Annotated in this window: 13 protein-coding genes and 1 tRNA gene; 1 reads left to right on the forward strand and 13 read right to left on the reverse strand. The window is 69.1% G+C overall.

What is annotated here, in order from left to right; translation table 11 throughout:
• Positions 1–66 precede the first annotated feature (66 nt).
• Genes panC through pcnB form a run of 4 tightly spaced genes read right to left on the reverse strand, consistent with a single transcriptional unit; the run spans position 67 to position 3677 of the window.
• Entirely contained in the window at positions 67–906 is an 840-nt protein-coding gene (panC, locus tag CEK69_RS10805) for a pantoate--beta-alanine ligase (protein WP_152245514.1), read from the reverse strand.
• Positions 903–1721 (reverse strand): 3-methyl-2-oxobutanoate hydroxymethyltransferase, encoded by an 819-nt coding sequence (gene panB, locus CEK69_RS10810; RefSeq protein ID WP_152245516.1) that lies wholly within the window; start codon positions 1719–1721, stop codon positions 903–905. The genes panC and panB overlap by 4 nt, the downstream gene beginning before the upstream one ends.
• A gap of 31 nt (positions 1722–1752) precedes the next feature.
• Positions 1753–2262 carry a 2-amino-4-hydroxy-6-hydroxymethyldihydropteridine diphosphokinase gene (folK, locus tag CEK69_RS10815; protein ID WP_152245518.1) on the reverse strand — a complete coding sequence of 170 codons (510 nt, stop codon included), beginning with the start codon at positions 2260–2262 and terminating at the stop codon, positions 1753–1755.
• Positions 2259–3677 carry a polynucleotide adenylyltransferase PcnB gene (gene pcnB / locus CEK69_RS10820; protein WP_026143854.1) on the reverse strand — a complete coding sequence of 473 codons (1419 nt, stop codon included), beginning with the start codon at positions 3675–3677 and terminating at the stop codon, positions 2259–2261. The genes folK and pcnB overlap by 4 nt, the downstream gene beginning before the upstream one ends.
• A gap of 30 nt (positions 3678–3707) precedes the next feature.
• Here pcnB and CEK69_RS10825 point away from each other — a divergent pair.
• Positions 3708–3782 (forward strand) — tRNA-Glu (locus tag CEK69_RS10825).
• A gap of 244 nt (positions 3783–4026) precedes the next feature.
• Here the strand turns inward: CEK69_RS10825 and folE2 are convergent.
• From folE2 to CEK69_RS10870, 9 genes are all read right to left on the reverse strand, one after another.
• Positions 4027–4977, reverse strand: coding sequence for a GTP cyclohydrolase FolE2 (folE2, locus tag CEK69_RS10830; RefSeq protein WP_193313968.1), 951 nt, complete (start codon positions 4975–4977; stop codon positions 4027–4029).
• A 396-nt stretch (positions 4978–5373) separates the two neighbouring features.
• On the reverse strand, positions 5374–6801 hold the full coding sequence (locus tag CEK69_RS10835) for a sugar porter family MFS transporter (RefSeq protein WP_152245522.1): 1428 nt from the start codon (positions 6799–6801) through the stop codon (positions 5374–5376).
• A gap of 91 nt (positions 6802–6892) precedes the next feature.
• Positions 6893–8233 (reverse strand): xylose isomerase, encoded by a 1341-nt coding sequence (xylA, locus tag CEK69_RS10840; protein ID WP_152245524.1) that lies wholly within the window; start codon positions 8231–8233, stop codon positions 6893–6895.
• Between the two features lie 35 nt (positions 8234–8268).
• Entirely contained in the window at positions 8269–9762 is a 1494-nt protein-coding gene (xylB, locus tag CEK69_RS10845; protein ID WP_152245526.1) for a xylulokinase, read from the reverse strand.
• A 743-nt stretch (positions 9763–10505) separates the two neighbouring features.
• On the reverse strand, positions 10506–13388 hold the full coding sequence (locus tag CEK69_RS10850) for a TIM-barrel domain-containing protein (RefSeq protein ID WP_152245528.1): 2883 nt from the start codon (positions 13386–13388) through the stop codon (positions 10506–10508).
• A 53-nt stretch (positions 13389–13441) separates the two neighbouring features.
• On the reverse strand, positions 13442–15097 hold the full coding sequence (locus CEK69_RS10855) for a DUF5597 domain-containing protein (protein WP_193313966.1): 1656 nt from the start codon (positions 15095–15097) through the stop codon (positions 13442–13444).
• A gap of 47 nt (positions 15098–15144) precedes the next feature.
• A complete protein-coding gene (locus tag CEK69_RS10860) occupies positions 15145–17079 on the reverse strand; it encodes a sialate O-acetylesterase (protein WP_152245530.1) in 1935 nt (644 codons plus the stop codon).
• An 84-nt stretch (positions 17080–17163) separates the two neighbouring features.
• On the reverse strand, positions 17164–20037 hold the full coding sequence (locus CEK69_RS10865; protein WP_319019920.1) for a TonB-dependent receptor: 2874 nt from the start codon (positions 20035–20037) through the stop codon (positions 17164–17166).
• A gap of 351 nt (positions 20038–20388) precedes the next feature.
• Positions 20389–21351: a LysR substrate-binding domain-containing protein gene (locus CEK69_RS10870; protein ID WP_017913161.1), complete on the reverse strand. Its 963-nt coding sequence runs from the start codon at positions 21349–21351 to the stop codon at positions 20389–20391.
• Positions 21352–21471: the final 120 nt, after the last annotated feature.

The raw sequence follows: 21471 nt of genomic DNA on the forward strand, positions 1-21471 counted from the left end.
GATCGCGGGAAAGCCCGGTCGCGGCTGAAGCCGCTGCTACGACGACGGTGCCGCGGCCTGCCGCGCTCAGAATTCCAGGTTGTCGATCAGGCGGGTGCGGCCCAGGCGCGCGGCGATCAGCGCCACGCGCGGACCGGTGCCGTCCTGCGGCTCGCTCAAGTCGGGCGTGCGCAGCACGCTGTAGTCGACCTCGAAGCCGGCCGCCTGCAGCTGCGCGGTCGCGTCCGCCTCCACCTCCGCGCGCGGGCGCCCGGCCAGGTGACCGTCGCGCATCGCCCGCAGGGTGCGGTGGATCTGCGCCGCGCGCGGCCGCTCCTCCGCCGACAGGTACTGGTTGCGCGAGCTCATCGCCAGGCCGTCAGCCTCGCGCACGATGCCGCCGCCCAGGATCTCGATCGGGAACGCCAGGTCGGCCACCATCTGCCGGATCACCGCCAGTTGCTGGTAGTCCTTCTTGCCGAACGCGGCCAGGTCCGGCTGCACCTGGTTGAACAGGCGCGCGACCACGGTGCAGACGCCGTCGAAATGGCCAGGCCGGCAGTCGCCTTCCAGCACCTCGCTGACGCCCGGAGTGTGCATGCGCAGCGCCAGCTCCACGCCCAGCGGATACATGCTCTCCACCGTCGGCAGCCACAGCACGTCGCAACCGGCGCCTTCCAGGCCGCTGGTGTCGGCCTCGGGCGTGCGCGGGTAGCGGGTGAAGTCCTCGTTCGGGCCGAACTGGGTCGGGTTGACGAAGACGCTGGAGACCACGCGGTCGGCGTATTGCCGCGCCAGCATCACCAGCGAGAAATGCCCGGCGTGCAGGTTGCCCATGGTCGGCACGAAGGCCACGCGCAGGCCCTGCCGCTTCCAGCCGGAAACGATGGCGCGCAGTCGCGCCAGGTCGGTGACGGTCTCGATCATTTGGCGTAGGCGTGTTCGGCGTCGGGGAAGGTGCCGGCGCGGACCGCGTCGGCGTAGGCGCGGGCGGCACCGGCGATGGAACCGCCTTCGGCCAGGAAATCCTTGACGAAGCGCGGGCGGCGGTGGCCGCTGTCCAGGCCGAGGAAGTCGTGCATCACCAGCACCTGGCCGTCGCAGTCCGGACCGGCGCCGATGCCGATGGTGGGGATGTCGATCTCGGCGGTGATGCGCGCGGCCAGCGGCGACGGCACGCATTCCAGTACCAGCAGCGCGGCGCCGGCCGCGGCGACCGCCTTGGCGTCGGCGAGCAGTTTGGCCGCGTCAGCCTCTTCGCGGCCCTGGATCTTGTAGCCGCCGAAGGTCAGCACCGACTGCGGGGTCAGGCCCAGATGCGAGCACACCGGGATGTCGCGTTCGCTGAGGAAGCGGATCACCTCCAGCTTGTGGCCGGCGCCCTCGAGCTTGACCATCTCAGCGCCAGCCTGCAGCAGCCGGGTCGACGCGTCCAAGGCGCGCTCGGGGGTGGCATCGGACTGGAACGGCAGGTCGGCCACCAGCAGCGCGCGCTGCAGCACCCGCGCCACCGCGGCGGTGTGGTAGACGATGTCGTCCACGCTCACCGGCAGGGTCGAGTCGTGGCCCTGCACCACCATCCCCAGCGAATCGCCGATCAGGATCAGGTCCACGCCGTTGGCGTCGAAGGTTCGCGCGAAGCCTGCATCGTAGGCGGTCAGCATCACCAGCTTCTGCTGGCGGCGCTTGGCCTCGGCCAGGGCGGGAACGGTCCAGGGCTTGCTGTCGGCGTGACTGCTCATAAGCTCATGTGCTGCGGTAATGAGCCGAGCATTATCTACCGATTGGCACGATCCCGCCGGTTTCGATGCGGTCGCGTACGTCACGCACCGTTCCATGGCCCGGAATGACCGCGTCGGCGGCGATCTCGGCCAGCGGCAGCAGCACGAACGCACGCTGGTGCAGGAACGGGTGCGGCACCTGCAACCCCGGCAGATCGCTCACCGCCTCGGCATACAGCAGCAGGTCCAGGTCCAGGGTGCGCGGGCCCCAACGCTCGCCGGGCAGGCGCTGGCGGCCGTGGCGGTGTTCCAGGTCCAGCAGCGCCTGCAGCAGGTCCAGCGCCGGCAGCGTGGTGCTCACCAGCGCCGCGGCGTTGATGAAGTCCGGCTGGTCCTCGCGGCCCCAGGCCGGGCTGCGGTACAGCTGCGAGGCACGCAGCAGGCGGGTTTGCGGCAGGGTGTCGAGCGCGGCCAGGGCCGCGCGCAGGGTCGCCGCGGCGTCGCCAAGGTTGCCGCCCAGGCCGATGCAGGCCTGGACCGGCGCCGGTGTCGCGGCGCTCACTCGACGGGCGTGGCGGCGTCCGGGCGGCGGCGCCGGCGCCGGCGGCGCTTGGGGGTCTCTTCGCTGTCGGCCGGCGGCGCGAACGCCAGCTCGTCGCCGGCGTAGTCCACCTCCGGATCGAAGCCGCGCGGCGGCGGCGCGTAGCCGGGCTGCTGCTGCAGTTCGCGCCAGTACGCGATGTCGGCCGCATGCTCGTCCGACGCGGACTGGCGCACGATCAGGAAATCGAACGCAGCGCGGAAGCGCGGATGCGACAGCGTGCGCACTACCCGCTTGCGCTGGCGCGAGGTGAAGCGCGACTGCAGCAGCCAGATCTCCTGCATCGGCAGCGAGAAACGCCGCGGCAGCGCCACGGTGCTCAGTTGGTGCAAGGTCACCCGGTCGGCGGCGCGGCGTTGCGCCTCCTCCATCTGCATGCCCTGTTTCTGCAGGGTCATCAGTGCGCGGCAGTAGGCCGGCCACAGCAGCAGCGCGAACAGGAACGCCGGCGACACCGGCTCGTCGTTGGCGACGCGGTTGTCGGTGTTGCGCAGGCCCTCGATCAGCATCCGCCGCAGCGCGCCGCTGCGGTTGGAGCGCAGCGCCGCCGCGCTCTCCGGGAACAGCGCGGCGAGCAGACCGTGCCGCTCCAGGCCCTCGAAGCTGGCCACGCCATGGCCGGACAGGAACAGCTTGAGCACTTCCTCGAACAGCCGCGCCGGCGCGGCCTCGGCCAGCAGCCCGGCCAGCCGCGGGATCGGCTCGGCGGTGCCGGCCTCGATCTCGAAATCGAGCTTGGCCGCCAGGCGCACCGCACGCAGCATGCGCACCGGGTCTTCGCGGTAGCGCTGCTCGGGGTCGCCGATCAGCTTCATCAGCCGCGCCTGCACATCCTCGAAGCCGCCGACATAGTCGCGCACCGAGAAGTCCTCGATGGCGTAGTACAAGGCGTTGCAGGTGAAGTCGCGGCGCACCGCATCGTCCTCGATGCTGCCGTAGACGTTGTCGCGGACCAGGCGGCCGTTGTCCACCTCGCGGTCGCCGCTGCCGTCGTCGACATTGGCGCGGAAGGTGGCGACCTCGATGATCTCGCGGCCGTAGACCACGTGCGCCAGGCGGAAGCGGCGGCCGATCAGGCGGCAGTTGCGGAACAGCTGCTTGACCTGCTCGGGGGTGGCGTCGGTGGCGACGTCGAAGTCCTTGGGCTGGACCTGGACCAGCAGATCGCGGACCGCGCCGCCGACCAGGTAGGCGCCGAAGCCGGCCTCGCGCAGCCGGTACAGCACGCGCAGGGCGTTGGGGCTGATGTCCTTGCGCGAGATGGGGTGCTGGTCGCGCGGGATCGCGCGCAGGGTGAATGGCGATGGAACTGGCGGATTGATGATGGCGCTTCCGTATCGGGTTGCGGGATTGCCGAAGGGCGGCGAGACCCATATACTAGCGCGCTGCAATCGACGCGACCAAACGCTCCCTTCGTCTAGTGGTTAGGACGTGGCCCTCTCAAGGCTAAAACAGGGGTTCGAGTCCCCTAGGGAGCGCCATCCTCGCCTCGCCTGCAGCGCGACACAGCAAAAACCCCGCCTTGGCGGGGTTTTTTGCGTTTCGGCGCCGGCCACGGCCCGACGCTTCTCCCTCCTGGTTGCACGGGCGTCGATCGCCCTCGGCCAGACGGCTGCAGACGCCAGCACGCCGAGCCAAGCCTACCTGGAACGCCGGGGCAGCCCGGGCGACGTGCGCGACCCGGTCGGCATCAGTGCGCACGTACCGACCACCCGCAGGTCGCGGTCAGGCCTGCGCCAAGTCAGGGGCGGCCTCCCCGGCCATGACCGCCACCGGCGCCGATGCGGTCTCCGCCACCGCATCGTGCGCATGCAGGCTCTCCAGATGCCGCACCTGTACCTGCACCTCGGCGTAGCGCGCACCCAACGCCTGCTGCAGGCGCCGCGCGGCATCTTCCACGTACATCAGGTTCTCGCCATTGCGGCGCGCGAACGCCTGTTCGTCGGCGCGCCGCACCGCCGCCTGCACCGGCGTGGCCAGGGCCTGCTCGGCCAGCGCGATCACGCCCTCCGCGTCGAAGCGCACCGCCCGCGCCGACACGCCGACCCGCACCGAGGCCACGCTGCGCTGGCTATGCGGGGTGGCGTGACTGCCGTGCCGGAGCAGCCAGTCCGCCACCGCCTCCCGCGATAGCGAGGCCTGTTCCGGGTGCTGCTGCACGAAGGCCTCGCTGAGCAGTTGCCGCGCCAGCGCCGCCGAACACGGGCAAGTCGAGGAATACAGCAGATCCACGCCGAGTCCGAGCCGGACCACGCCGCCACGCAGCTCGGCGTCGATCCGCAGCGGATACGCCCGCCATCCGGCCAGCCCCGGGCTGCGCAGCGCCGGGCTGCGACGCAGCAGTTCCAGGCGCAGCGACACCCGCGCCGCAGTCGAGGCGCAGTCGGCGTGGCTATGCACCATCGCCCGCAGCAACTGCGACAGCCGCGACGGCGACAGCGGCTGCTGCGCGCACTCGTCGAGCAGGCGGTACAGCCGCGACATATGAATGCCCTTGACCTGCGCCGACGGCAGGTCGACGGCGAGCGCGGCCTGCGCCGGCACGGGTGCCGCAGGCGTGCCCTCGCCCATGTCCAGACAGATCGGCAGCGCGATGCCGTCCATGCCCACCCAGTTCAGGGGAGCGGCGATCTGCGAAGGTTCGTCGGCGGCGACATCGGGCAATGGCGAGGGGATCTGCAGGTTCATCGGATCGACGGGAGCGGCGAGGGAGCGAGGGACGGCAAGCAAGGCGGAGTGACAATTGTTATAAAGTAACACAACAAGCGCACACCGATGGGACCGCCCTTCGCACACCTCAGGAATCAATGAATCCCTATGGGCTGCGCGGATCTGCTCACAAGGATTCGCCCAGACCCTCATCCGCCCCTGCGGGGCACCTTCCCCCGAAAAGGGGGCATGGTCCCGGTGGGAGAAGGGAGAGGCCAAAGCCCCTCTCCCACCGGGAGAGGGGTTGGGGTGAGGGTACGGCGCGCGCAGCGCCTTCGCCGATCCGGCAATGCCTTCGGCCGCTCGCTGCAGACACACCGATCCAGCGATGGCACGCGCGCCGCGTGCGCGTGCGTATCGGCATCAGCCCTGCATCTGCTCCAATTCCTTGCCCTTGGTCTCGTACACATAGCGCAGCACGAAGAACACCGACAGGAACGCGGCGACGGTGTAGATGCCGTAGGCGCCGGCCAGGCCGATGCTGCCGAGCAGGACCGGGAAGGTCACGGTGATGGCGAAGTTGGACATCCACTGCGCCGCACCGGCCACCGCCAGGCCGGAGCCGCGGATCTGGTTGGGGAACATCTCGCCCAGCATCACCCACATCACCGGGCCCCAGGACATGTTGAAGAAGACCACGTAGACGTTGGCGGCGATCAACGCCAGCCGGCCCATGCCCGGCGACAGCGCCAGCTTGCCGGCCGCATCCAGCGAGGCGCTGGCGAAGGCGATGGTGACCAGCGCCAGCGACACCGCCATGCCGGCCGAGCCGATCCACAACAGCGGCTTGCGCCCGACCCGGTCGATCAACACCACGGTGATCAGGCAGGCACCGATGCTCAACGCACCGGACAGCACGTTGATCAACAACGCATCGCTCTCGGAGAAACCCACCGCCTGCCACAGCACCGCGCCGTAGTAGAACACCACGTTGATGCCGACCAGTTGCTGGAAGGTGGCCAGGCCGATGCCGATCCACACGATCGGGCGGATCTTGCCGGTGACCTTGCTGACCAGGTCCGACAGCCGCGGCGTGTGCTGGTCGGCCGACAGCGAGGCGGAGATTTCGGTCAGCTTGGTCTGCGCCGTGTTGGCGCCGTACAGCCGGGTCAGCACCGCCAGCGCCTGCTCGCGGCGGCCCCGCGCCACCAGGAAGCGCGGGCTCTCCGGAATCGCCAGCAACAGCAGCAGGAACGCCGTGGACGGCAGCGCCTGCATCCAGAACATCCAGCGCCAGGCCGGCTGCCCCAGCCACAGCGCCTCGGTGGACGCGCCGGCCGCCTTGGCCAGCAGATAATTGCTGAGGAAGGCGCAGAACAGCCCGCCGATGATCGCAATCTGCTGCACCGTGGCCAGGCGCCCGCGGTAGCGCGCCGAGGCGACCTCGGCGATGTAGGCCGGCGACATCACGCTGGCCGCACCCACCGCGAACCCGCCCATCATCCGCGCCAGCACGAACACCGCCGAGTTGTGCGCCGCGCCGGCGCCCAGCGCCGACAGCAGGAACAGCGCCGCCGAGACGATCAGCACCGTGCGCCGGCCCCAGCGGTCGGCGAGCGAGCCGGCCAGGAACGCGCCGATCGCGCAGCCCAGCAGCATCGAGGCGACCTCGAAGCCAGTGCCGGCGGAACTGGACTGGAAGGTCTGCTTGAGGCCATCGACGGTACCGTTGATGACGCCGCTGTCGAAGCCGAACAGGAAGCCGCCGATGGTGGCGACGCAGCTGATCAGGATGATGAGGCGGGTGTTCTCGCCGGCATCGGCGTGGCGATCGATCGGAACACTGGACATGGGTTCACCTGGTGGCGTGCAAGAGGGAGACGGCCGGCGCGCGGGAAGGAGCATGCGCGGCGGCGGCACCGGGCCGCCGCCGCACACCGGTTCAGCGCAGCAGGTACTGGTTGATCAGGTTCTCGTAGGCTTCCTGGCGGCCGCTGCGCTGGGTCGGCTCGCCGGCCTGCGCGGCATGCGTGACGAGGTCGGCGAGCGTGCTCGTGCCGGCGGCGAAGGCCGCGCCGGCGCCGCTGTCGAAGCTGGCGTAGCGCTCGCGGCGCCACTGCTCCAGCGGCGAGGCGGTAAGCAGCGCGTGGGCGACTTCGAGACCGCGCGCGAACGCGTCCATGCCGCCGATGTGGGCGATGAACAGGTCCTGCGGATCGGACGACTCGCGGCGCACCTTGGCGTCGAAGTTGAGTCCGCCCGGGGCCAGCCCGCCCTGCCGCAGCACCACCAGCATCGCGCCCACGGTGTCGTACAGGTCGACCGGGAACTGGTCGGTGTCCCAGCCGTTCTGCGGATTGCCGCGGTTGGCGTCGATGCTGCCGAGCAGGCCGGCGTCGCTGGCCACCTGCAGGTCGTGTTCGAAGCTGTGCCCGGACAGGGTGGCGTGGTTGGCCTCGATGTTGAGCTTGAAATCCTGGTCCAGCCCATGCTGGCGCAGGAAGCCGACTACGGTGGCGCTGTCGAAGTCGTACTGGTGCTTCATCGGCTCCATCGGCTTGGGCTCGATCAGGAAATTGCCCTTGAAGCCGATGCTGCGCCCATAGTCGCGGGCCAGGGTCAGGAACCGCGCCAGATGCTCCTGCTCGCGTCGCATCTGCGTGTTGTGCAGGCAGGCGTAGCCTTCGCGGCCGCCCCAGAACACGTAGTTCTCGCCGCCCAGTTCCACCGTCGCTTCCAGCGCGGCCTTGACCTGCACCGCCGCGCGCGCGACCACGTCGAAGTCCGGGTTGGTCGCCGCACCGTTCATGTAGCGCGGGTGCGAGAACAGGTTGGCGGTGCCCCACAGCAGCTTGACCCCGGTGTCGGCCTGGCGCTGCCTGGCGATGCCGACCATGTGCTTGAGGTTCTTTTCGTACTGGCCGATGTCCTCCGCGTCCGGCGCCAGATCGACGTCGTGGAAGCAGTAGTACGGCACGCCGAGCTTGGTGAAGAACTCGAACGCGGCATCGGCCTTGGCCTCGGCGCGGCCCAGCGCATCGCGGCCGGCGTCCCAGGGATAGGCGCGGGTGCCGGGGCCGAACGGATCGGCGCCGTTGCCGCAGAAGCTGTGCCAGTAGGCCACGGCGAAGCGCAGGTGCTCGGCCATGGTCTTGTCGCCGATGCGCTTGCCGGCGTCGTAGACCTTGAACGCCAACGGATTGTCCGAGGCCTTGCCTTCGAACGGGATGCGGCCGATGCCCGGGAAAAACTCCTTGGCGCCGGTGTAGACGGAAGTGCTCATCACGAAGTCCTGGTGCGTTGCGGGGGGAAAGGGAATCACGCGGCGTACAGCGGGCCGATGGCCTGCAGATGCCGCTGGAAGCTCTGGTAGTGCGCCTGGTACTGCGCGCCGCGCTGCGCATCCGGCTGCGCGGAGCGCGTCGCATCGTCCTGCTGGTGCTGTAGCACCACCTCGGCCAGGCTGGCGCGGTCGCCCTGCGCCCAGCCGTCGGCCCACAGCGCCTGCAGCGCGGCACCGAACGCCGCGCCCTCGGGTTGCGCCGGCACGTGCACCGGCAGCCCGAACAAGTCGGCGATGAGCTGGCGCCAGCCGGCGCTGTTGCTGCCGCCGCCGGTGAGGGAGATCGCATCGAACTGCAGCCCGGCATCGACGAAGGCATCGAAGCCGTTGCGCAGGCTGTAGCTGGCGCCCTCCATCGCCGCGCGATAGAAATGCGCCGGCGTGGTGTTGTGCAGGTCCATGCCGGTCAGGCAACCGCGCGCCGCCGGCAGGTTCGGGGTGCGTTCGCCGTTGAAGAACGGCAGCAGCACCAGTCCGTCGGCGCCGGGCGCCGTGGCCGCGAGCAAGGCCTCGCCCTGCCCGGTCTTGATGCCGAACAGACGCGCGATGGTCTCGGTGGCGACCGTGCAGTTCATGGTGCAGATCAGCGGCAACCAGCCGCCGCTGGAGGAGCAGAACGCGGCCCAGCGTGCGTCCGGGTCCACCACCGGGCGCTCGGCGTAGGCGAACAGCGTGCCGGAGGTGCCAAGGCTCATGCTCAGGCGTCCCGGCACCACGTTGCCGGTGCCGATCGCCGCCATCATGTTGTCGCCGCCGCCGGTGGCCACGCGGACCTCGCGCGGCAAGCCCAGCGTCTGCGCCGCGGCGGCGGACAAGGGGAAGCTGCTTTCGGTCGGCACCAGCGGCGGCAGCGCCGCGGCCAGGTCGCGCTGCGGATCGATCGCCTGCAGCAGCGGCGTCGACCATTGCCGGGTGCGCACGTCCAGCCAGCCGCTGCCGGACGCGTCGCCGACTTCGGCGTAGCGCTCGCCGGTGAGCCAGAAGTTGACGTAGTCGTGCGGCAGCAGCACCGTCGTCATCGCCGCATAGGCATCGGGACGATGCTTGCGCGTCCACGGCAGCTTGGAGGCGGTGTAGCCGGCCAGGATCGGATTGCCGGCCAATTCCACGCAGCGCTGCGCGCCGCCGACCGCGTCCATGATCTCCTCGCACTCGCGCTGGGTACTGGTATCGCACCACAGCTTCACTGGTGCGGTGACCTGGCCTTGCGCGTCCAGCGGCACGAAGCCGTGCTGCTGCCCGGACACCGCGATGGCCCGCACCTGCGCCCGCTGTTCGGCGCTCAGTGCGGCGAAGCAGGCGACGATGCCATCGATCCACCACTGCGCCTGCTGCTCGCGGGTGCCGTCGTCGCGGCTGATCAGGTCCAGCGCGTGGCCGTGGGTGGCCACCACCTGCCGGCTGTCGGCATCGTAGGCGAGCAGCTTGACGCTCTGCGTGCCTACGTCCAGGCCGATGTACAGACTCATTGCCCTACCCGCCACATCGTGCACACACCCAGTTCCATCATCGCTCCAGAAGAAAGGCCGGCGTGCGGGGACCACTCGCCGTGTCGCCGAGTGTAGTGCGCACCGCACGCATCACGCAGCGAAGCATGATGACGCTGAGTGCTGCGCGCTGCCAGCGCGACCCGGGCGATGGCGTACGCACGCAATGGATCCTGCCGCCCTGCAGCCAATTCATGGTCAACGCATGCAGAAGCAGGACAGGGATCGAGCCAACGGATGTCATTGCATGCAGTGACGGCCCGTCGCATGCGCGACACGATGGCGACTGGCGCGGTCTCGCCTCTGCGCAGGATGTGTCTACACACGGCACCATCTTGATGCGCTGCATCAAACCTGCGCGCAAGGCGTGCGCATGTTGCACCGTTGTGCATTCGATGCATCCCTTCTCCCAATGGACCATGGCCCGCTTCGGGGGAAGTACCCCAGGGAGCAGATGAAGCGCTGCGCTCCGTACCCTCACCCCAACCCCTCTCCCGGGGGGAGAGGGGCTTAAGCGCACCGCGGCTGCTTCGTTGTCACCGTCACGATCACGCCCACGCGTGTGAACACGCATCCCTTCTCCGATTGGGGGAAGGTGCCCCGAAGGGGCGGATGAGGGTACGGGCGTAGCGCGCCTATTTCGCTGCATCGCGACCCAGTCGGCACGCCACGACCGCCAGCATGGGGCAACCAACGCTGGCACCATCTCGCGCGCCATCCCAGGCTCATCCGGCCCGCGCCGCGACGGCATGGCCGGTTCCCTTGCGCGGCACCTCCAGGGGTTGGCCGCGGTACTCCACGCTGGCGTCGGCCGCGGGTTCGAGTGCGCCGGCATCGTCGCGTGGACCATCGACGAAGCGCACATGGATGCTGCGCCGGTCCTGCATGCCCGGCCAGTGGCCCTCGCGCGCGCCGATGCGCAGTACTCCCCTGGCCTGGTCCCACTGCAGCGGGATACGGCTGAACTCGCCCTTCTCGTAGCCGTAGCCGGTGCCGTCGTCCTCGTACAGCGAGAAGCGGCCGTCGGCGCCGGTATAGACCACCACGGTCAGCGGTGCGTCCGGGATCTGGTCGACGTACTGCTGCACTTGGGTCATCGGCACGATGGCGCCGGCACGCACGAACAGCGGCATGCGCTGCAGCGGCGCGGCGGCGTCGATGGTCTGGCCGCCGGCATGGCGCGCGCCGCTGTTGAAGTCGATCCAGTCGGTGCCCGCCGGCAGGTAGACCTTGCGCGAGGTCGCGCCGAAGCGGGTCACCGGCGCCACCAGGAACGCCGGGCCGAACAGGTACTCGTCGTCGATGTCGGCGACTTTGGGGTCGTGCGGGAAGTCCATCGGCAGGCCGCGCATCATCACCCCATCGTGGTGATAGGTGTCGCCGGCGAGCGTGTAGATGTAGGGCAGCAGCGCGTAGCGCAGACGGCTGTAGTAGGCCATGCTGGCGTAGTACGGCGTGCCTTCCGGCGCGATGTTCCAGATCTCGCGGTACGGAAACTGGCCGTGCGAGCGGAACAGCGGCACGAAGGCGCCGAACTGGAACCAGCGCGTGTTGAGTTCGCGCCACTCGGGCAGGTGCGCCGGGTCCTGGCGTTCGTAGCGCTTCTCCACGGCGAAGCCGCCGATGTCGAAGGTCCAGTTCGGCAGGCCCGACATCGACAGGTTGACGCCGGCGGAGATCTGCTCGCGCATGTCCTCCCAGCGCGAGGCGATGTCGCCGCTCCACACCGCCACGGCGTTGCGCTGGATACCGGCGTAGCCCTTGCGCGAGAGGATGAACACGCGCTTGCCATCGGCGGCGCGATCGCCGGCGTAGACGCCGTGGGTGTGCGGCAACGGATAGGCATTGAAGAACTCGGTGGACGGCCCCAGCGCGGTCGGCGTGGTGCGCGCCTTGCGCTCGGCGATGTCCAGGTTGGAATGCACGTCGGGCTCGTCGGCATCCAGCCACCAGGCATCGATGCCCTTGCGGTTGAGCGTCTCGTCGATCTGCCGCCAGTAGATCGCCTGCGCATCGGCCGCGTACGGGTCGTAGAACGCGTTGGTGTAGCCCTTGCCGATCCAGTCCAGTTCGCCCACCTCGACGTTGCGCCGGTAGATGTGCCCGGCCGCGTCCAGTTCCTTGTAGTGGGCGGTGCTCGGGTAGAACTTCGGCCAGACCGAGATCATCAGTTGCGCGTGGCTGGCGTGCACCGCCTTGACCATGCCGTCCGGGTCGGGGAAGCGCGCGCGGTCGAAGTCGTGCGAGCCCCAGGCGTTCTCCGGCCAGTACGACCAGTCGAGCACGATGTTGTCGATCGGCAACTGCCGCCGGCGGTACTCGGCCAGCACGCCGAGCAGCTCGTCCTGGGTTTTGTAGCGCTCGCGGCTCTGCCAGAAGCCGTAGGCCCACTTCGGCAGCAACACGGCCTTGCCGGTCAGCGTGCGGTAGCCGGCGATGACCTGGTCGGCGTTGTCGCCGGCGACGACGTAGTAGTCGATCATCTGCCCGGCTTCCGACCACAGCGACAGGTCGCCGGCTTCGGCCGCCGGCAGCGGGTCGCGATGCAGCAGCGCGATGTAGCTCGGGTCGATCAGATCCCACTCGACCTTCAGCGTATGCCGCTGGCCAGGCTGCAGCTGCAACGCGAACTCGTGGTGCCAGGGATTCCAGTTCTGCCGCCAGCGGTCGACCAGCAGCTTGCCGTCGACCCATAGCCTGGCGTACTCACTGGCATACAGCGAGAAGGTATGCGTGCCGCCGCGTTCGGCCTCGATCTGGCCTTCCCAGCGCACCTGCATGCGGCGCTTGTCGCCGGGCTTGGCCGCGGCGGGGAATTTCACCAGGTCCTTGATGTACTGATAGTCGATGTCGGCTTCGCGACGCTCCAGCACCGGCTTGCCGTCGATCGCGTAGTGCGCGGTCAGCGCACCGCGCTTGCCGTGCGCGTCGTACAGGCGCAGCGTCGCCGGCAGCGTCTGCAGCCCGCGCGGATCGCCGAAGCGGGTGATCGCGTTGTTGTCCCAGAGAATGCCGTAGTTGCGGCTGGACACCAGGTACGGCACCGCCATGTCGAGATTGCTCTGCAGCAGTTCGATGTCGTGGCCCTTCTGGTTCATCCAGCCCTGCTGGTGCTGGCCGAACCCGTAGAAGGCCTCGTCGGGCGGCGAGACGAAGCGCTGGCGCACGCTCAGGTAGTGGCGGCCCTCGACCTGCAACGGCGCGAAGCTGCGCCCGCCCGCCACTTCCGCCAGCAGCGGCGTGCCCTGCGCATCGGTGAAGCCGACATGGCCATCGACGGTGGACACCTGCGCGGTCATCCGCGCGGTCTTGAGCTGCACCGTGTCGCCGTGTTGCTCCAGCGTAAAGCCGGTGTCGCCCTGCACCGGCACCCGCATCAGGCTGGGCGTGCGCTGGAACGCGCCGGTGGGATCGGCGCTGACCCGGACGATGCCGCGGTCGATCACCTGCAGGCGTACCGGCGCCGCGCCCCTGGCGCTGGGATGCACGGTGACGCCCTCGGCATCGCGGGTCACCTGCTGCGCGGCGGCGGACGCGGCGACCGCGAGCAACGCCAGCGCCAACAGGCATGGCAACGAAGGCGGCAGGCAACGGTTGGCGTGGTGCATGTTCACTCCCTTGGAAAGTCATACGGCACGGCGCGTCTGGCGCCGCCGCATGGTCAATAAGTCGCCAGGGTGACGCGCAGCAATTGCGGCACGTCGGAGAAGTTGAGCCCGTAATCGGTCTGGTCGCCGTTCCAGTTGCGTCGGAAGCGCCATTGCTCGCCCTCGTACTCACCCTCCTCCACACGGTCGTAGAGCATGTCCGCGGTCGCCGCGCTGGCCGGATGCAGGGTCACCCGCGCGTGCTGGGCGGTGATCAGGAAGGTGTCTGGGCCGAGTTCGGCGATCAGCGCCGCACCGATCGGCGCGGGATTGCCGGGCGGCTCGCCCTGGAACCAGAACTGCGGCACGCCGTAGGTGACGGTGGCGCTCCAGCGCGCGTTGAGCGGCAGTTCCTGCACCGCCTGGCCCGGCGCCTCGGCGGTGCCGTGCAGCTTGCCGGCGGCCGCGGCGCGGGCGAACCCGCGCATGCCCATGCCCACCGCGCGATAGCCCAGCGCGAACGGCGCCAGCGCCTGCGCATCCACGCGCTTGGCACCGAGCGGATCGTTGGAGTAGCCGCTGTAGTCGATGCCGAAGGTCGACCAGCCGATGCCGTCGTGGCCCAGCGCCGGATACAGGTAGCGCGCGTACTCGGGGCGGTTGCCGGTCTCGGCGACGAACAGCGCGTTGTCGGGGCGTGCGTAGCGCTGCAGCACCGTGGTGTACAGCGGGTACTCGGGCATGTAGATGTCCGGCGCCAGCAGGTCGATGTGCGGGGCCGCCGCCTTCCACACGTCCAGCACATTGTCGGTGGGGCCGCCGCTGGCGTACTGCCCGGGCTGGCCCGGATTGAACGGGCCGCGCAACGCCGCATTGACGTAGATCGGCAAGGGATACGCGGCCTTGCCGGCCTCGGCGACGCGGTCGATGAAGTGCGCGATGTGCCAGGCATGGAAGATCTCGTCGGCCTCGGCGCCGAACACCTGCGCCCAGGTGCCCGGCGACTTGCCGAGCCGCTGCAGCAATGCCTGCGGCACCGGGCCGTCGAACACGCGCTGCGCTATCGGCGAGAAATCGCGCGCACTGCCGTAGGTGCCCGGCTCGTTCTCGGCCTGCACCATGATCACCGTGCGCTGCGGATCGGCCTGGCGCAGATGCCGCATGAAGGCAACGAAGGCGGTGCGGTCGGCCTGCAGCGTAGCCGGCGCCAGCGGCGACAGCGAACCCAGGCGTCGCCCGTCGCGCGTGACCACGCGCGGAAAGCGCGCATCGTCGGTCTTGACCCAGTGCGGCGCGTAGTTGGGGCCGTTGTTCTTCCAGGTGCCGAACCACAGCAACACCAGCCGCACCCGCTGCGTGCGCGCCTGCGCCAGCAGCGTGTCGACGAAGGAGAAATCGAAGCGGCCCTCTTCCGGTTCCACCTGCTCCCAGGCGACCGGCACCTGCACCGTGTTCGGCCCCAGCGCGCGGATCGCCGGCCACACCCGCGCCAGCGCCGCCGGATAGTTGCTGGAGTTGTTGACCTGCGCGCCGAGGATCAGGAACGGTGCGCCATCGACCAACAGCGCGTGACGGCCGTCGGTGCTGACCAGGCGCGGGATCGGTGCCTGGGCCGGCGCCGATGTCGCGGCAGCGGGCGTGTGCGCACCAACCGACGGCGCATCCGGCGCGGCCTGGCAGCCGCTCAGCAGCAGCGACAGCAGGACAGGCAGCCGCCATGCGGTGCGCAACGCGCGCGACGGCGATCCGATTCTCCGCACGTGGCCGGCGCCCAGCCTCACCAGTCGTCGCTGCGGAACGGGCCCACCGGCAACTGCTCGCGGTTGACCAGGTTGACGTCCTCGGGGTTTTCGCTCCAGGCGTAGCGCAGCGCCTGCGGCTGCGGCACCGCATCGCTGCGGACCACCACCTGGTCGCCCTCGATGCGTGCCTGCGCCGGATGGAAGCGCCGATCGGCACCGGCCAGGGCGAAGCCGTGCACCACGCTACCGCCGCCGCGCACCGCCAGGGTGCTGCCCATCAGGTCGAACATCACCCGCGCCTGGCCATCGGCGAACGTGGCGCGCGCGAACACCGGCGCGCTGTAGACCAGGGTTTCGCCGTAGGCCACGTGGCGCGCGACCAGCGCCAGGCGATGCCCCACGTCCTGCTTGTTGGGGGGATGGATGTTGTCCGGCGTGCCGATGTCGATGGTCACCGCCTGCCCGGTGGCCGGCAGCGCCAGCGTCCTGGTCTGCGATTCGCGCAGTTGCGCCCACGGACTCAGGTCGCCCTGGTCGTTGCCGGCCTTCCAGTTGGCCAGTTGCACCCACAGGAACGGCAGCTGCGGCTGTCCGCGCTCCTGCCGCCAGCGCCCGATCAGCGACGCGAACTGCTCGCGGTAGTGCAGCGCGCCATACGGGTAGGCGTTGCTCTCGCCCTGGTACCAGATCACGCCCTTGACCGGGAACGGCTGCAAGGGGTGGATCATCGCGTTGTACAGCAGCGTCGGCACCTGGTTCTTGTCGTCGTTGGCGGCCAGCGTGACCTTGGCCGGGCGGAACTGCCAGTCGCCGGCCAGCGAGCGCGGCTGGCCGCCACCGGATTGCACGAAGAACGCCGCCGCATCGCCGGGAATGCCGCCGAAGCCGCCGGTATCCAGGATGCGGATCGCGATGTGGTTGACGCCGGCGCGCAGCGCTGCCGGCGGCACGCGGTAGCGGCGCGGCTCGGTGTAGCGCCCTTCGGTATGGCCGACCTCCACGCCATTGACGTAGGTGGTGTCGGCATCGTCCGCCGGGCCGATGCCCACGACGGCGCCGGCCTTGGCTTCAGCTGCACTGAGGGTGAAAGTGCTGCGATACCAGGCGACGCCGTCCATGCCGACGTAGCCATGCTGTTCCCACAGCCCCGGCAGCGGCTGGCGGTCCCAGTCGCGGTCGTCCAGATCGGCAGCGGCCCAGCCGGCATCCGCATCCGCGGTGGTCGGCTGTGGCCAGCGCGCCAGGCGCCGCCGGGTCTCGCCGAGGTCCTGTGCGTCCTTGGCCTGCATCTGCGCGATGCGCGTACGTACCTGCGCCGCGTCCACGCCCGGCGAGGCGGCGTCCATCCAGGCCTCGATCGCACTGCCGCCCCAGGTGCTGTCGACGATGCCGATCGGCACGCCGGTGCGCTGGCGCAGCTCGCGCGCGAAGAAATACGCCACCGCCGAGAACGCGCCGGCGGTGGCGGGCGTCGCCGCGACCCAACTGCCGCCGGGCAGCCGCGGCTGCGGCTGCGCCGACCAGGCCTTGGGCACCTTGAAGTTACGCAGTTGCGGATCCGTCGCTGCCGCCACTTCGCGCGCGCCGTCGCGCGCCTGCGCCAGCGGCCACTCCATGTTGGACTGGCCGCTGGCCAGCCACACGTCGCCGATCAGCACATCGCCGATGCGGCGCTGGCTGCCGTCGCCCTGCACGTCCAGCACGTACGGGCCACCGGCCGCATGCGCCGGCAACTGCAGTCGCCAGCGGCCATCGCGGCCCGCGACCGCACTGGCGCTGGCACCGTCCAGGCGCGCCTGGATGCGTGCGCCAGGCGTGGCCCAACCCCAGACCGGAATCGGTGCATCGCGCTGCAGGACGGCGCCGTCGGCGAACAGCAACGGCAGTTGCAGTTCCGCCGCGGCCGGCCATGACGCGAACGCCAGCGCCAGCAGCGCCAGGCGAACGGTGGGATGCAGCGGTCTTGTCATGAGCAGTTCCTGCGTCGGGAGGAAAGCCGGCGGCAGCCACCCACCTCGCCGCAGGCGGACCGCGCGCCGGAGACGGCTGCGCGCCTACCAGTTGGCGCGCAGCACCAGCGAGTAGCGACGATCGTTGACGAACCAGCTGCGCGTGTACAGATGATTGTCGACTTCGCCGCCGTCGTAGGACGTCGGCCCCATCAACACCTTGGTGAGCGAATTGGTGATGTTGTTGGCCTGCACGCCCAACTGCAGGTGCGGCGTGAACCGGTAGAACACCGAGCCGTCGAGCTGGCCGTAGTCGTCCGACCAGGTCGGCAGCTTGGTCGACACGTCGCTGGCGGTCAGCAGATAGCGCGAACGCCAGTTGTAAGCCAGGCGCACCGACAGCGGACCCTTCTCGTAGATGCCGGCGAGGTTGTAGCTGCGCCGCGACAGGCCTTCCAGCGGCAGCGCCACGCCGGTCACGGTGGTCTTGGTGTAGGGATCGGTGGCCGTGTTCACGCCGCCGCTGCTGTCGACGAAGGTGAAGTTGGCATTGACGCCGAAGCCGCTCATCCAGCCCGGCAGCGAATCGAAGAACTGCGTGTAGCCGTACTCGAAGCCGCGGATGCGGCCCTTGTCCATGTTGTACGGACGCGTCACCAGGAAATCCTGGCCGCCATAGTTCTCGGTGACGGTCTGGTTGGAGAAGTAGTCCTTGACGCTCTTGTAGAACAGCGTCACGTACATCATGTCGCTGCTGTCGAAGTACCACTCCAGCGCGGCGTCGTACTGGTCGGCCTTCATCGGCTTGAGGTTGGGGTTGCCGGCGGAGCCGGTCCAGTCCTTCAGCGAGCCGTCGTCGTTGACGGTGGCCGTCAGCAGCAGATACGGCTGCAACTGGGTGTAGTCCGGCCGCGCCATCGCCTTGGACGCGGCAAGGCGCAGTTGCAGCGCATCGGAGAACTTGAAGCGCAGGTTCAGGCTCGGCAGCACGTCGGTGTAGCTGCCGCGCGCGTCGTTCGGGAAGTACTGTCCGTAATACTGGGCCTTGAGCGCGTCCGAGGCCGAGGTGGCGGACAGGTCCGGATACTGGCCGTAGCCCGAGGCCTCGGTCCTGGTCTGCACCACGCGCACGCCGATGTTGCCGTCCACCGGCACGCCCAGCGCGGTGTCGTTGCCGAAGTACATCACCATGTACGCGGCCTTGGTGCGTTCGAACTGGCGGTTGGTGTCCTGCAACTGGTACTGGTCCGGCGCCCAGCCATACCCGCGCAGCGCGACGATCTGCTCGATCAGCGCCGACGTGCCGGTGTAGTCCTTGACCGCGCTGTTGCGCGGGAAGTACAGGTTGTTGGGCACGCGCACCTTGCCGCGCAGCAGGTTCGAAAAGGAATACAGCGACGAGGACGCGGTCATGTAGCTGGCCAGGTCGGCCAGGCCGGTGGCGGTGCCGGGGATGGTCGCCCAGTTGTCGCTGATCACGCCCCAGTTGTAGCCGGAATTCTTGTTGGTCTGGGTGCGGTCGGTGGCGCGGATGCCGGCACGGAAGGTGCGCAGCCACGGGTTGTCGTCGTAGCTGTACTCCAGGTCGAAGCGCGTGGCCAGTTCGCGGCCGCGGTTCTTGGCAAGGTGATCCATCGCCGCGCTCCAGAAGTAGTTGGAGGGGTCGGCGGTGTAGCTCGGGTCGGCCAGGGTCACTGCGGGATACGTGCCGCTGAGGTCGAAGGTCAGGCCCGGCAGATAGATCGAACTGAACAGGGTGAAATCCAGGGTGTCGCTCTGCGACTGCACCAGTTGCATGTCGCCGCGCACGGTCAGCCGGTCGGTCAAACGATGGGTGAAGCCGCCGGACAGATCGGAGGTGGTGGTGCTCTGCCGGGCGTAGCGGTTGTCGGTGTAGAAGCGCACGCCGTCGTTGCCGGTGACGTTGCCGCGCCAGGAACTGGACGCCGGCGACCCGCTGACGAAACGGCCTGCGTCGTCGTAGGTGAAGGTGGTACCGGGTGCCGGCGCGATGGCGTTGGTGTCGTCGTTGAAGAACGCCGCGCGCTCCTGCCAGTTCATGTCGTAAGACGAGCGCAGGTATTGCACGTAGAGGTCGGTGGCGTCGCTGGGCCGCCACTGGAAGGCGGCCGCCACGCCCTTGCGCTTGCGTTCGAACTCCAGCTGCCGCCAGTTGACACCTCCGGGCACGTAGACCTTGTCGAAGCTGGTGCCAGCCAGCAACGCGGGATCGGTGCGGCGCACGAACGGTTCCACCTGGATGCCGTCGCTGCGCGTGGCCAATTCCGAGTGCGCCACATCGAGCATGAAGCCCATTTCGCCCAGGCCGGTGTTCCAGCGATCGCTGAACAGGAACGAGCCCGACGGCTTGTAGGTCTTGCTCAGGTCGCCGTAGTTGACGTCGGCGGTGAAGCCGATCACGCGGCCCGGCTGGTCGAACGGCATGCGCGTGCGCAGGTTGACCGTGCCGCCGAGGCCGCCTTCGATGATCTCCGCCGAGGGGTTCTTGTACACGTCCACGCCGGCCATCAGTTCGGCCGGCACGTCCTCGAAGCTGAGCCCGCGTCCGCTGGCGGCGCTGAAGCTGTCGCGACCGTTGAGTTCGCCGCGCACCTGGGTCATTCCACGGATCATCACCCCACTGCCTTCGGCCGAGAAGTGGTCCGGGTCGTTGCGCGCCATGAAGTGATCGATGGTCACGCCGCTGACCCGCTGCAGGGTCTCGGTGACGCTGCGGTCCGGCAATGCACCGATGTCCTCGGCGCTGACCGAATCGACGATCTGCTCGGCATCGTGCTTGATCGACTGCGACTTGATCAGGCTGCCGCGCACGCCCTTGACCTCGACCGCATCGAGCTGGGTCACCGGGTCGCCCTTCTTGCGCGCGGCAGGCTGCGCGCGCGCAGAGTCCGCCTCCTGCGCCAATGCCTGTGCGCTGAGCAGCAGGCCGATGCTCAGCGCGATGAGCGAATGCGGCAAAACACGGGGACGACGTGACGCTGCGGTCGGCAGAGCCGGACCACAAGAATGCTGCGATGCCATGCTGTTTCCCTCCCAGGAGACATGCACACAGACACGGGCGACGGTCGCACCAGGGCGCCGTCCTGCGAGTTGTGACGGCGTCGGTCTCAGCCGCTGCCGTATCGGATGGCGCCGCTGCGCAGAGTGGCAGGCCGGTCGCTACCGCGATCGGCCGAGACTAGGAATGCACTTGGCGTGAAACAAATGAAAAATTCCCGTCAATCTATGCGATTCCAGACTAGCGGGATGCGCACCACGGCATGTCTACGAAATCGTCCGCTTGTGATATCGCAGCGCCCGCGGCGGCCTTCAAACGCTTGCCGCCCGTTCGGGATACAGCCGCTTGGCGGCATTGCGCAGAGCCAGCAACACGCGTTCGGCGCCAGGCGGCAACAGATAGTCGCGACGGCGCACGATGCCGAACGATTCCATGCGCACGCCCAGCGTGATCGGCAACACCGTCAGCAGCTTGGCCTGTACATACGGCGCCACCGCCTCGGCCGGCAGCGCGGCCAGCAGGTCGCTGCCGCGCAGCAGGCTGGTCATCACCGGCAGCGACGAGGTCTCGATGACGTTCTGCGGCGCCGGCACCGCATGCTCCAGGAACATCGCGTCCAGGCGCGCGCGCAGCACGCTGTCGGCCGGCGGCAGCACCCAGCCGTAGCGGGCCAGGTCGGCATGGCGCAGGTCGGCGCGGGTGGACAACGGGTGGCCGGCGCGCGCGATAACCGAGTGCGGCTCGTCGGCCAGCGGCTCGAATTCCAGCGCCTCGGCGCCGTAGGGGCCGAGGATGCGGCCGATCACGATGTCGAGCTGACCATCGAGCAGCTTGGCCACCAGCGGCCGGCTGTAGTCCATCTCCACCCGCACCAGGATGCCGGGGAACTCGCGCTTGACCTCGGCGATGGCCTGCGGCACCAGGTTGGTGCCCGGATTGACCACGGTGCCGATCGAGACCTGGCCCATGCGCCCTTCGCACAGTGCGGCGATTTCTTCCTGGGCGCGGCCGATCTCCGACATCGCCGCACGCGCGCGGCGGATCAACACCTGCCCGTACCAGGTCGGCTCAACCCCGCGCGCGTGGCGCTCGAACAGCTTCACCCCCAGTAGGTCCTCCATTTCCGCCAGCAGCTTGGACGCCGCCGGCTGGGTCATGCTGGCCGCCTCGGCCGCGCGCAGCACCGAACGGTGCTCGTGCAACTGCAGCAGCAGCAACAGATGCCGGGTCTTCAGGCGCGCGGCATTGAACCAGGGATTGGCAGAGGCATTCATCGTGGGCAGGCGTCCTGGGGGAGCGGAGCCGCGTATTCAGCGGCGGAATAGAATATGCCTAAAATTTCATTTGCAGAGCATAGCTCACGCGCGCAGGCTACGGCCCATCGCGCCCCCGCT

Origin of the sequence: Xanthomonas sp. LMG 12462, assembly GCF_009192885.1 — a bacterium.
GTDB lineage: Bacteria > Pseudomonadota > Gammaproteobacteria > Xanthomonadales > Xanthomonadaceae > Xanthomonas_A > Xanthomonas_A sontii.